At 63.2% G+C, this 12501-nt stretch carries 13 protein-coding genes; 3 read left to right on the forward strand and 10 right to left on the reverse strand.

The genetic code is table 11. The features are described 5' to 3' along the window. Positions 1-2289: a hypothetical protein gene (locus B3605_RS14400; protein WP_296434623.1), complete on the reverse strand. Its 2289-nt coding sequence runs from the start codon at positions 2287-2289 to the stop codon at positions 1-3. Continuing rightward, a complete protein-coding gene (locus B3605_RS14405; RefSeq protein WP_296434625.1) occupies positions 2276-3127 on the reverse strand; it encodes a hypothetical protein in 852 nt (283 codons plus the stop codon). Before B3605_RS14405 ends, B3605_RS14400 begins: the two co-directional genes overlap by 14 nt. Positions 3128-4493: 1366 nt before the next feature. Between B3605_RS14405 and B3605_RS14410 the strand changes: the two genes are divergently transcribed. Then, entirely contained in the window at positions 4494-5495 is a 1002-nt protein-coding gene (locus B3605_RS14410) for a hypothetical protein (RefSeq protein WP_296434626.1), read from the forward strand. A gap of 83 nt (positions 5496-5578) precedes the next feature. On the opposite strand, the gene B3605_RS14415 is transcribed toward B3605_RS14410, so the two are convergent. Beyond that, positions 5579-6088, reverse strand: a complete 510-nt coding sequence (locus tag B3605_RS14415; RefSeq protein ID WP_296434629.1) for a DUF6428 family protein — start codon at positions 6086-6088, stop codon at positions 5579-5581. A 42-nt stretch (positions 6089-6130) separates the two neighbouring features. Here B3605_RS14415 and B3605_RS14420 point away from each other — a divergent pair, with 42 nt between their 5' ends. Both B3605_RS14420 and arsK read left to right on the forward strand, forming a co-directional pair. Then, entirely contained in the window at positions 6131-6487 is a 357-nt protein-coding gene (locus B3605_RS14420; protein WP_296434630.1) for an ArsR/SmtB family transcription factor, read from the forward strand. Beyond that, positions 6480-7691 (forward strand): arsenite efflux MFS transporter ArsK, encoded by a 1212-nt coding sequence (arsK, locus tag B3605_RS14425; RefSeq protein ID WP_296434632.1) that lies wholly within the window; start codon positions 6480-6482, stop codon positions 7689-7691. Before B3605_RS14420 ends, arsK begins: the two co-directional genes overlap by 8 nt. 17 nt (positions 7692-7708) lie before the next feature. Here arsK and B3605_RS14430 read toward each other — a convergent pair whose 3' ends face one another. From B3605_RS14430 to B3605_RS14460, 7 genes are all read right to left on the reverse strand, one after another. Beyond that, positions 7709-8452, reverse strand: a complete 744-nt coding sequence (locus B3605_RS14430) for a sulfite exporter TauE/SafE family protein (RefSeq protein WP_296434634.1) — start codon at positions 8450-8452, stop codon at positions 7709-7711. Positions 8453-8516: 64 nt separating this feature from the next. Beyond that, positions 8517-9227: an arsenical resistance protein ArsH gene (arsH, locus tag B3605_RS14435; protein WP_296434636.1), complete on the reverse strand. Its 711-nt coding sequence runs from the start codon at positions 9225-9227 to the stop codon at positions 8517-8519. Beyond that, positions 9220-9642, reverse strand: coding sequence for an arsenate reductase (glutaredoxin) (arsC, locus tag B3605_RS14440; RefSeq protein ID WP_296434638.1), 423 nt, complete (start codon positions 9640-9642; stop codon positions 9220-9222). Before arsC ends, arsH begins: the two co-directional genes overlap by 8 nt. Positions 9643-9644: 2 nt before the next feature. Beyond that, entirely contained in the window at positions 9645-10703 is a 1059-nt protein-coding gene (gene arsB / locus B3605_RS14445) for an ACR3 family arsenite efflux transporter (protein ID WP_296434640.1), read from the reverse strand. Position 10704: 1 nt separating this feature from the next. Continuing rightward, positions 10705-11232: an arsenate reductase ArsC gene (locus B3605_RS14450; RefSeq protein WP_296434641.1), complete on the reverse strand. Its 528-nt coding sequence runs from the start codon at positions 11230-11232 to the stop codon at positions 10705-10707. A gap of 14 nt (positions 11233-11246) precedes the next feature. Then, on the reverse strand, positions 11247-11684 hold the full coding sequence (gene arsN2, locus B3605_RS14455; RefSeq protein WP_296434643.1) for an arsenic resistance N-acetyltransferase ArsN2: 438 nt from the start codon (positions 11682-11684) through the stop codon (positions 11247-11249). Further along, positions 11672-12034, reverse strand: a complete 363-nt coding sequence (locus tag B3605_RS14460; RefSeq protein WP_296434645.1) for an ArsR/SmtB family transcription factor — start codon at positions 12032-12034, stop codon at positions 11672-11674. Before B3605_RS14460 ends, arsN2 begins: the two co-directional genes overlap by 13 nt. Positions 12035-12501: the final 467 nt, after the last annotated feature.

A 12501-nucleotide genomic window follows, 5' to 3' on the forward strand; every position in this document is an offset into this window, starting at 1 on the left:
TCAGAGGTCGTATTCGTCTAGGTCGTCGGCCGAGCCGTCGGCATAGGGGTTGCCCTTCGGCTTCAGGTCGGATTCGTTGCGCGCGGAGCGGCGGACAACCGTCGCCGTGGCGACGTCGTTGGAAGCGAAGGAATGGTCGTCCTCATCGGGACGTGTCGGCATCACGCCGACGGCGCGCCTGCTGAGCTTCGTGGGTGCCGCGCGTTCCGGCACGCTGGCGAGATCGAGCCGGCCGCCGGAGTACTCGACGCGACCCATGCTGACGCGTCGGCTACGCTCGAACTTGTTCACGTTCCGGGCGTAGAACTGGGCTAGCTTGGTAGCCGTCTTATGCTTCCGGCGGCGTTCGTGCAGCTCAACGAGGGAGGCTTGCAATTCCTCCTTGGCCTCCAGAAGCTGCAGGTCGCGGTCCGCCTCCTTGGCCTGGGCGCGCATGTACTTCACGACGGCCTTGTGAACGTAGAGCTTGAGGCCTGTCGCGTAGTCGGCCTCGGCGTCGACGACAGGGACCCGAATCCACTGCTCCTTCGCGGAGTAGGGGTTCTTGACTTGGATCGATCCCAGGTCGTTTGGGTCGCGTCGGGCCTCGTACTGCCTGCCCTTATGGCTTGGCTGCGTGGTGAAGATCGAGAATTCAGGGCAGTCGTAATGGAGATAGTCCCATCGGAAACCCTTGGAGGAGATCACGCCGGTCGTCTCTTCTCCTGCAAGCCGGACGAAAATGTCCGGATCGATGAGAGGGGGTTCGGGCGCATCCGCGATGCCCTCCTCCCAGATCTCGGCGGGGATGCCTTTGAGCGTCGCAAGTTCGTTTAGTCCCTCGGTCGGCTTGTAGTGATGGATGTACGCAAAGTAGTAGTCGAGGAACCCCTTCATCTCGCCGAGCGTCAGGACAGGCATGGCCTTCTGACGCTCCTCGTCGTACTTCTTGCGCTCGTCAGGCCCCATCTCGGTCGAGCCCGGCATGCGATGGATGAGCTTCATGCCGAGGATTCCGTAGAGATGCTCGGTGGCGCCTTTCTCCCAGCCTCGAGCGGGACGGTAGGCGACGGTGGCGAAGCCGAACTCGCGGGCCGCCGCCTTGATGTTGAGACCCGCCAGATGCTTGGCGTTGTCCGCTCCAAGCGCGATAGGTTTGCCGAACCACGGATAGGCGACCCCGTTCATCAGATCGGGGTCCTTCTCGAAGATCGCGTGCTTCAAGCCGTCCAGGAAGGTGGCGAAGGACGGCGCGTTGAAGGACATCGAGTATCCGATCACGATGCCGCTCTTTCTTTCGCGGAACGTCAGGAGGTCGGGACGGCCGAACGCGATCGGGTGCTCGTCGTCGAATACCACGACGTCGAGGGTGGTGTGGTCGATGTCTACCACCTCCAGAATGGTGTCCGGCCTGATCTGTCGCAAAGCACGCATGTGTCTGCGCTCGGCGTAGTCGGGACCGAACACCAGGAAGTCGCGCACGAAAGCGTTCATCTTCCCGAGAACACGCTGGATCTTCCGGTCGGGAATCTTGCACACGCCGTCCTCGTCCACGACCAGGCCCCGGAGATGGTGGTATTCGCCGCCGGGCTTCACCAGCCGGGTCATGATGCCTCGGGTGCTTTCCCAGTCGCCACTGTTGGATACAGCGGTCTGCGCGGCGTCCTCAATCAGCTTACTGACGGCCGTCCCGTACCGCTCGCTGCGGTTCCCCTTCTGATCGGTGTTGTCGACGAACCGAAGCAGGGGGTCGAACTGGTTGCCCGTCCGGCTCATTTTGATGAGGGTGTACCACTGGGATCGCTTCGGCGGGTTCGGGTCGTTCAGCCTGGCCGCGACCTCGTCGACCACGGACTGCTTCTGCTCGTCGGTCAGCTTCCAGACGCCCAGCTCGTCCTGGCGCCGCTCAAAGCCCTCGGCGTACTCCATCCGTCTGAGAGCGGCGTCGCGCTTGGGGCCGGTGGCTAGGAAGCTGGCACCCGGCAGGCTCTTCGCGCCGTCCGGGGAACCAAAGACCGGCCGGATCCGCCCGCGCGGCTGGAGTTCGTTGATCTGGCCCACCGACAGCATCACCAGGTCGTTCGTGTCGACATGCAGGAACTGGTACTTCCGCGCCGTGTCGGCGGCGGGCTGGAAGACGCCCGTGTAGACGAAGATTCCGTACTTCGTCAGCGTCGGGTTCAGGAGGATCCACTGCGACCTGTTTTCGAAGTGGTGGCCTTGGACCACATGCGAGTGGCCGGGATCGTCCGGCAGCTCCAGTTCGTGGTACTTCTTGATCTTGCGCCAGATGATGTCAGAGCCGGACATTGGACTTCTCCTTCAGGGTCACGGTGGTCGATGGCGAAAAGCGGGCGTCGAGATCCACCTCGACCATTCCCGCGATGGCGAGCTGCATGACGGCCGAGAAGACCGGATTGTTCTCGGTGACGTGCCGGGCGGTGTCCTCCGGCTGGTCGCTCCAGTGCGCGAAGACCGCATTCACTGGGGATTCACGCATCAGCTCGCCGATGGTGGTGGGAAACCGGGCATCGAGAATCCATCGTCGGATCGTCTCCATCTCCGGAAGCTCGTGGTCGTTCCTCTTGTGCTTCCACATCCGCTTCAGGTTTCCGAGAAGCGGTTCGAGGTGGAGCGACGTCTCGTCGAGCAGAAGGTAGGTGGCCCCCTGATCGAAATAGGCCGACTTCAATTCCGCGGTCCGCTGCCTGATGAAAGGGATGGTGGGCTGCACGTTGAGAGGCATGACGTCGACCACGAAGACGGCGCCGTCCCGACGGAGGGCGGCTAGCTCGGGGATGTGTTCGCGCATCTTGAATCCCGTCGGGGTCTTCGAGCGGTAGCTCGTGCTGACCGGGAAGTCGGCGATCGAGACGATCTCGTGATCGGTATCCAGATGGAACATCAGGTCTCGCGTCAGCGGCGACGACGTCCGGATCAAACAGCGCGGGTTCTTCCTCGTGGGGAACCATCCGGGCAGGGACACGTACCGCGTACCTGGCTTGATTTCCTTCTTCGGTTCGCCGTTCTGAAAGACGTCGCGCCAAAAGGCTTCGTTTCCCATCCGTTTGGACAGGTCGTGATCGAGGAAGGGCGTCGGGGCCACAGGGGCCGGCGCTCCGCGGCGGGAATTGAGCGACGCTTTCATCGACGATCCCCCCGCGGCCCATCGACCACTTTCCATGTCCGGAGATCGACGAGGGGCCTGCCGAAGCTGCCGTCCTCGTACTGGACGATGACGTCGACCTGTGCGAGGTCATGCAGGTCGTCCCACAGTACCGACGGCGTCTCGCCATTACGGTGGGCTGCCGGGGTCCGGGCGGAGCGTTGGTGGTCTTCGAGCGCTCTGGTAAATAGCGACGTAGATGTTTTAAGGTGGCTTTTCACAGACATAGCTTTCCTGTTCGCGCTCCAGCTCGGCCGGCGGCGCGTTGGTTTAAGATCGTATTGAAGGGTGGGTGCTGGTGCTGACGACGCGGGCCGTCAGCGGCTCTTCATATGGACGTCAGGACGGTCGCTCGAAGAAGCGGTAAGGTCATGGCCGTCTTCCTGACGAAGCCGCGGCCTCGCGTTCAAGCTGGGAGGTCAGGTGAGGGCGAGGCCCGCGGTCAGGCGACCGCAACACGCGCGAGAGCCCTTTCGCGTAGATCCAGGCGACGCCCTCGTGCCATAGGATGGCGGGTGTTCGGTCGGACGTCGTTACGATCATGTGATCCTCTCCGTACGACAGGACGGAGGCGGCCCCGCTAGCCAAGGCGCGGAAGCGGCCCTCCACGGATCTTGCGTTCATTCTGCGAGTACTGTCTCGATATGTGATGCTCATCGACATGCCTTTCCCGTTCGCGGCCCCGGTGCTTTCTCGGGACGCCACGTTGGTTGGATCTGTTTCCGTATGCTTGCCCCGGAGACTTCCTCGGGACGAAAGGGAGCGAAACACAGAGAGATCGAGTTGCCAAGCCGCGCCCCGGTCCGGGTAGGGAGGAGCGATGCTGACGAATCCTTTGCTTTTTCTGCGCCTTCCGGCCTTCACGGCCTGCCCTTCACCTCAAGGACTCGTAGTGAATCCGCTTGGCGAGCGTTCCTGGCTCAAGCATCATTTCAGAAGAATGGGGATGTCGAATCCTGTGCCATAGTAGAACGCCGCGACCGCGTGTGGATCGCAAATCGTGCCTCCTCAGCGGACGCGCGAAGGACTCGCGGAGTACCTCCGCGGCTGTGATCTATAAAGAATGGCAAAGGATTCGATGCGGCCCGACCATGCCCGATGGCTCGGGAGGACGGCCGTCAGTAGCGGCGTATTCGTTTCATCGCTGTCATGTCCGTCTCCGTCATGGACCGGGTGCCGTCGTTCGGCGCGCGCACATATGTTCACGATACGTTCGAGGCGTCAAGGGGCTCGTCAAGGTTGATTTTAGGAAAGATGCTGACGCCATGGGCGCCTTGACGCCCTTCCGGGGGCGTCGGAAGGTGCCTTCCTATCGGATTCGCGAGAGCGGCGGAAAGAAGCGGGATAGATGACGAAGACGGACAAGGGGTACGAACTCGACGGCCTGAACATCTGGCATCACCCGTTCAGACTGGATATGTATCCTGGCCTTGCGAAGAAGCAGCGACAGAAGCTGCGGACGACCACGATCGCGGCCCAGCCGCCAGGCGCAGACCCCCAGCCGGCCGTGTCGGCCGCCTTCAGAGAAGACGACGCCCAGAGGCGGAAGGGCGCAAGCTACGCGGTGAACCAGCTCAAGCTCATCCGCGGGCATCATATCCAGAACGGCGGCGTCGTCTTCGACATGGCGAAGCTTGCACCGCACCTCGAGGCCACGTGGGCCGACGAAATCGTCCTCGACCACGTCGAGATGACAAAGGGCATCTACGTCCATTTCGGCGATACCCTCGAATACGACAGGGACAACCCCGCGTCGCTCATAGAAGGCGTCTACATTACGCACGTCGACGGCGAGGAGAGGGGATGGATGCTCACCTTCGTCACGAACTACCCGGACTGGCAGGATGCGGAGACGCATGCTCCCTGGTTCATCGAGAGTAGGTTCGGCAGCAGCTTCTCCTTCATCATTCCGGAAGGCTTCGACGTCGCTCGGGGCGACTACTCCAAGCTTCAGATCATCGGCGATCGCGAACTCGCTTCGAAGTCCAGCCTGTGGCACCTGGGGCGACTGGCGACGAACGCGATGCTTTACCTCAACAGGCCGCGTCCCGACCTGTGGGGGAGCGTCACCACCTACAACATGGCGCTCGATGGCACGAACAAGACGCAGATCTACGACTGCGGCTGCGACGAGGTCGACTGGAGCGTCGACTGGAACGACGCGGTGCTGCGCCCAGGCCGGTGGCGCGTTGTCGAGCCGGGCGGCGATGGGAGACCGCCACTACTTGTGGAATGGGTGCCGCCGAAGGTCGTCTATGCTCCGGAACGGTCGTCTCTGGAAAAAGGAGCCGCAATCCTGCAATTCAAGGCACGCCAGCGGGTCTCAGAAAGTCCCGTGTCGCCATCATGACTGCTAACGGCGGGGCGCTCCCGTCATAGCCGATGACGGAGACGACGGCTATCAACCGTTAGCACAGCCTCGTGTTCTGGTGTCTATGCGCAGCAGGTCGACTTCTTCCCGTAGCACGAGGACGTCGTCCGGGCCTGCTCCTCCAGCCAGCGGTCGCGGGGCTTGCAGCTCGCCGTTCGCGGCGACAGCTCGATGCGAACGACGCCGCCATGCACCGAAGGTATCGAAGCGCAGTAGAGCGCCATCGGCGCGACGCCGTCGCTGACCTCGAAGGTCAGACGCGCCGTCTTCGGTAGCCCCACGTGTTCGGAAACCTTCTGCACTATCGCGGAGAACTTCGCCGCCGGCATGTGCATTCGCCCGTCCTCGTCGACGTCCCAGAGCTGGACGAAGATCTCGGTCCACGATTCCGGGTTCGCGCCGCAGTCGAGCGCGTCGAACCGGCCGCTCTTGACCTCGGTGACGTGGTAGCCCGCCTTCACGTCGCGGCCCTCGTACGTGAAGACGAGCGGGAGGTCTGGCTGGGCGTCGAGCACCTCGAGGAGGCGGCCCAGGTCGATGTCATGAGATACGGTCTTGTCGATGACGTTCATATCGGTTACCCGTTGATTCAACGTTTCAAGGATTGTTGAATTATGGAAGAACGTCAAGCCCTCCTGTCGTTCGCGGCGCTCTCCCAGGAAACCCGCCTGCAGATCGTCCGCATGCTCGTCGTCGCCGGTCCGGAAGGAATGGCGGCGGGAGCGGTCGCCGACAAGGCGGGCGTCTCCCCGTCGAACGTGTCGTTCCACCTAAAGGAGCTGGAGCGCTCTGGGCTCATCGCGCAGCGGCGCGAATCCCGCTCGATCGTCTACAGCGCGAACTACGACGCCCTCTCGGGTCTCGTGCAGTTCCTGATGATGGACTGCTGCGCCGGGCATCCGAGGGTGGTCGGCAAATCGTCCGAGGAGGACGGCTGCTGTGCGCCGCGCGCGGAGAAGCAGGATGCGTGATGCGCCGGGTTCGGTTTCCGTCGGGACGGTGTCAGCACTCGGCCTTACACAGATCATCGGCTACGGAACCCTCTACTACTCCTTCTCGATCCTCGCGCCGGGAATGGCCAAGGATCTGGGCGTGACGCTCGAACAGGTGTTCGGCGTCTTCTCGGTCTCCCTGTTCGTCGGCGGGCTGTCGGCAACCGTGATCGGCAGGCAGATGGACAGGATCGGCGCGGCGACCGTCCTCACCGCAGGCTCGGTGCTGGCGGCCGCAACGCTCGCGCTCTGCGCATGGTCGCCATCGCTTCTCGTCTTCGCGCTCGCCGTCGTGCTGCTCGAGGTGTCGTCGGGAATGGTGCAATACCAGGCAGCGTTCGCGGCACTCGTCGAGACTGATCCGCGGACGGCGTCGCGGAGCATCACCTACCTCACGCTCATCGGTGGATTCGCCTCGACGATCTTCTGGCCGATATCGGCCGCCCTTCTGGACATCCTGACATGGCGCGAGATCTACCTTGTCTTCGCGGCGATGAACCTCTTCCTCTGCGCGCCTCTGCACCTCTGGCTAATGCGGAAGCGCAAGGCGGCAAGGGCGCAGCGCGCGGCCCGCCCGCGTGAACACGTTGTCGGGGCCGTTCCTCCAGAGAGGCGTCGCTATGCGATGATCGTCACGTCGGCCGCCTTCGCCATTCTTGGGTTCACGCTTGCTTCGATCCTCGCGCACATGGTCCCCATGCTAGGCACGCTCGGGCTGGGACCGGCCGCCGTCGTCATCGGCTCGCTCTTCGGCCCGGCACAGGTCATGAGTCGTCTGATCAACATGATCTTCGGAACGTCGCTGTCGCCGCCGATGCTGGCAGTCATCTCCTCGGCGCTGATGGTCGCCGGGATCGTTATCCTCGCGCTGAGCGGAAGCTGGCTTCCGGGAGCGGTCGCCTTCGCAATCTGCCTGGGTCTGGGATCGGGCATCAACTCGATCGCGCAGGGAAGCCTGCCTTTGTACCTGTTCGGAAGCGACGGGTACGGCACCGTCACCGGCAGGATGGCGGCAGCTCGGCTAGCTCTGGGCGCCGCCGCTCCAGTCGCTTTCGCGATCGCCATGGAGCGGTTGGGGCTCGTGCCGTCGCTCTACTTCACGGCCGCACTGGGAGCCGTCGGAATCGCGGCCTTCGTCAGCGTGGCGACGTCCGCCCGACGGGATCTTGTGGCCGCCGGGTAGCCTCGACCGACGCCGCCTCACAGGAGCAGCTTGAGCCCGGAGACGAGCAGGAGCAGCGACAAGATCGTCCGGAGCATGCGGTCGGGAAAGAAGCGGCTGCCGACATATGCCCCGATCGAGCCGCCCGCCACGACGGCGAGGAGCCAGAACGGCAGCTCGCAGGGGATGTCGCTCCACGTTGAATACGCGCCGATCAGTGCCGCGGCCGAATTCAGCAGATTGTAGACCGCGGTGGTGGCAGCGGTCTGCCGCACCGTCCCCCAGTTCATCCCTAGAATGATGGGTGCGAGAAAGACGCCGCCGCCGGTCCCGGTCATCCCGGAGATGAAGCCGATGGCCGCGCCGGTGGCCAGAGCGGCGACTACGGGCGGAGCTACGGCCACCGTCTGTATGGACGGAACGCTTCTCGATGCGCTACGCCCCATCTGGATTGCGGAAAGGACGAGCACGATCCCGACTACGGGGAAGTACACCTGTTCTGGCAGGTGCGTAGCCCCTCCAAGGACGGAGAAAGGGAACCCCAGCACGGCGAACGGCCAGACGTTTCTCCACGACAGACGACCCGACCTCAGAAAGACGGCGGTTCCAATGGCTGCGACGACGACGTTCAGGGAGAGCGCGGTCGTTTTCATGACGACAGGCGCGAAACCCGAGAGCCCCATGAGCGCGATGTAGCCAGACGCGCCGGCCTGACCGACCGCCGCGTAGACAAGCGCCACGAGAAGAAAGGCGACGGAAAGCAGGAAAGTCTGGCCGTCCAAAATTTCTCCCGACACGGTGAATGCAGCTCCAACCAGGAGGATGCCGCTCCTGCTTAGAGAAGACCTAGATCGACTTCAAGTTCACTCGCTGCTCGAGCTTCTCGGCATCTTCCCTGCGCTCGCTGTAGCGGTCGGTCAGGTAGGCCGAGGCGTCGCGGGTCAGCAGCGTAAACTTCACGAGCTCCTCGCAGACGTCGACCACCCGGTCGTAGTAGGACGACCGCTTCATCCGGCCGTCGGCGTCGAACTCCTGATACGCCTTTGCGACCGACGACTGGTTCGGGATCGTGATCATTCGCATCCAGCGGCCGAGGATGCGGAGCTGGCCGACGGCGTTGAAGGACTGGCTCCCGCCAGACACCTGCATCACGGCGAGCGTCTTGCCCTGCGTCGGCCGCACCGAGCCCACCGCAAGCGGGATCCAGTCGATTTGCGACTTCATGACGCCTGTCATCGCGCCATGGCGTTCCGGGCTGATCCAGACCTGTCCCTCCGACCACTCCGACAGTTCACGCAGCTCCTGCACCTTCGGGTGGCCGACCGGCGCGTCGTCGGGCAGGGGAAGGCCCTTGGGCTCGAAGATCCTGACCTCGCACCCGAGGCGCTCGAGCAGACGGCGGGACTCGTGTGCGAGCAGCCTGCTGTAGGAGACCTCGCGGATCGACCCGTAGAGGATCAGGATGCGCGGCTTGTGCGTGGAGAACGCCGGCCGGAGGGCATCGAGATCGGGCTGGCGAAGGTGGACTTCGTCGAGAGCGGGGAATCCTTCAGACAATGCGCTTTCCCTCCTTGTCGAGGACGCGTTCGCCGTCTTCCTTGGTGAAGGCGCCCTTGTGCGTTTCCGGGAGGATGTCGAGAACGAGCTCGGACGGCCGGCTCAGGCGTGTGCCCATCGGCGTGATGACGAACGGCCGGTTGATCAGGATGGGTTCCGTCAGCATCGCGTCCAGCAACTGGTCGTCGGTCAGTGCAAGATCGTCGAGGCCCAATTCGGCATATGGCGTTCCCTTCTCGCGGATCGCCTGCCTGACTGTCAGGCCGGCGTCGTCGATCATCCTGGTCAGCTCGGCGCGCGACGGCGGCGTCTTCAGGTATTCGATGACGGTCGGCTCTATCCCAGCGTTGCGGATCATCTCCAGCGTATTGCGCGACGTCCCGCAGGCGGGGTTGTGGTAGATGACGACGTCCATGATCAGTTCCTTTCGGTGACGGTGTTTCGGGAGACGGCGGGCGCGGCCTCGTACCAGCCCTTCGAACGGTTCACGATCCAGACGACGGACAGCATGACCGGAACTTCGATCAGAACGCCGACGACGGTCGCCAGCGCCGCTCCTGATTGGAAGCCGAACAAGCTTATGGCGGCGGCGACCGCCAGTTCGAAGAAGTTGCTGGCACCGATAAGCGCCGACGGCCCGGCGACGCAGTGCTGTTCGCCCGACATTCGGTTCAGCAGGTAGGCTAGGCCGGAATTGAAATACACCTGAATCAGAATGGGCACGGCGAGGAGGCCGATGACGGCGGGCTGCGCGATGATCTGCTCGCCCTGGAAGCCGAACAGGAGGACGAGGGTGGCGAGCAGGGCGACGAGGGAGAGCGGCTGCAGTCTCGCCAGCAAGGCATCGAGCGCGCGCGTCGTTCCGGCGGAGGTCAGCCTTCTCCGTAGAATCTGCGAGATTGCGACGGGGATCAGGATGTAAAGTACGACCGAGATGGTTAGGGTGTCCCAAGGAACGGTGATGGCCGACAGGCCCAGGAGCAGGCCGACGATAGGGGCGAAGGCGACGATCATGATCGCGTCGTTGAGAGCGACCTGGGACAATGTGAAGTGCGGCTCGCCGCGGGTGAGGTTCGACCATACGAAGACCATGGCGGTGCACGGCGCGGCGGCGAGGATGATCAGCCCCGCGATGTAGGAGTCGATCTGGTCGGCGGGGAGGTAGGGTCGGAAAAGCCATCCGACGAATAGCCAGCCCAGGAGGGCCATCGAGAACGGCTTGACCGCCCAGTTCACGAAGAGCGTAACCCCGATCCCGCGCCAGTAGCTGCCGACCTTTACCAGAGAGCCGAAGTCGATCTTCAGGAGCATCGGGACGACCATCATCCATATGAGGACGGCGACCGGGATGTTCACCTTGGCGACCTCGGCCGCGCCGATGGCGTGGAAGACGCCGGGCATGAGATGTCCCAGCGCGACGCCGACAACGATGCAGAAGAAGACCCAGACGGTCAGGTAGCGTTCGAAGGTGGACATCTCATTCAGCCTTTGCGGATTTCAGCGACGCGCCTTCCAGCCTGCCGATCTGGCGGACGTGCTGTTCGAGTGCCATGCGGTCGATCGATGCGATGGGAAGGTTGATGAACGCGGCGATGCGGTTCTTGAGGAAGCGGGCCGCCTGAGCGAAGGCGCGCTGGATCTCCACCTCGGTTCCGACGACGGCGGCCGGATCCTCGACGCCCCAGTGGGCGGTCATCGGATGACCCATCCATACGGGGCAGGCCTCGCCGGCCGCGCTGTCGCAGACGGTGAAGATGAAGTCCATCTCCGGCGCGCCGGGTTCGGCGAAGACGTCCCAGCTCTTCGATGAGAAGCCCGTCGACGGATAGCCAAGGGCGGCCAGTTCCTTCAGGGCGTGCGGGTTTACCTCTCCCTTCGGCTGGCTGCCCGCCGAGAAGGCGCGAAATCGTCCCGCACCCTCCTTGTTCAGGATGGATTCGGCAAGGATCGAGCGTGCGGAATTGCCCGTGCACAGGAAGAGCACGTTGTAGGTCTTGTCGGTCATGGTCGGGTTCCGTGTTAGGTCGGTGGCCTGTTCAGTCTCATGATCGTCGCAGATGCCGGGCAGAGGCCCGAAAGCTGGCGGGTCGAAAGGATTGCCGATGGCGTCTCGTCACGTTCTACACGGATGAACCCCATGGATTCGAAGAACGGCGCGGCGCTCGTCGTCGCGAGATAGACGCCTGCATCCGGCGGCGTCCGGGCGATCGTCGCCGCCGCCAGTTCTCGCCCGAGCCCTTGCGACCTAAATTCCGGGAGGACGACGAGGGATCGAAGGAGAAAGTCGCGTCCGCATTCCTCCAGTCCGGAGAACCCGATCAGCTCTCCTTCGGAAGTACGGCACTCGAAATAGACCCGACCCACCTCGTCGAGGTCGTCCGCTGGGAGACCGGCATCGACTAAGGCCGTCCTGATGTCGTCGCCCGACCCGATCTGACTGAGGGTCAGTTCGCGCACGTCGCCGATCCTTCCGGAGTGCAGCAGGGCGCCAGGTCCGCGATGAGAGGTGCGCAAAGCTCGGCGTTTCCACCGCAGCAGTCCTTGAGGAGAAACAGCGTGAGATCGCGGAAGCCTTCGAGGTCGGCGCGGTAGATGATGGAGCGGCTCTGGCGCTCGCTCTTGATAATGCCCGCGCGCTGCAGGGTCGCCAAATGGGCCGACATCGTGTTCTGCGGGACGTCGAGCATCCGTGCGAGTTCTCCAGCAGGAACTCCGTCGGGTTCCGCCTTCACGAGGGTGCGGAACGTCTCGAGCCGGGTAGTCTGGGCGAGGGCGGCAAGCGCCGCGATTGCAAATTTCGATTCCATATATCCAGAATGATGGATATATCGCCGTCTGTCAACCTGTTTTACATATGGTTCTTTTGCTTGGACTAAATTTAAAGGCCGCATTCCAGCTTGCACAACGAAGGGCGGCAGCCCGATCACCTATCGAGACATGGAAACCGCGTCCCGCAACGGTCGCCCTCAGGATGGCATATGCGCTTGCAGCCCGTGGACAGGCGGCGACGCAGCCGCCTGAAGCTGATGCCCGCCCCGAACTGTGCGACGAGGATTTTCCGGTCGAGCTGATCCCGTAGATCGCACACAGCGCACTCTACCTCGATGATCGCGGCACGGACGTCCCTCAGGGTCGGACCGCCCTCGTTGTCAGGCGCGGCTCGTCGTCTTCCCATTCCATCTCCATGATCCCGCCCGTCTCGAGCGGAGGCTGATTACCCGATCCGAAATCCACAGGCAACGCGCCGACGATGACAAAAATATTTTCAATGGCG

This window comes from Rhizobium sp. UBA1881 (assembly GCF_002338015.1).
GTDB lineage: Bacteria > Pseudomonadota > Alphaproteobacteria > Rhizobiales > Rhizobiaceae > Rhizobium.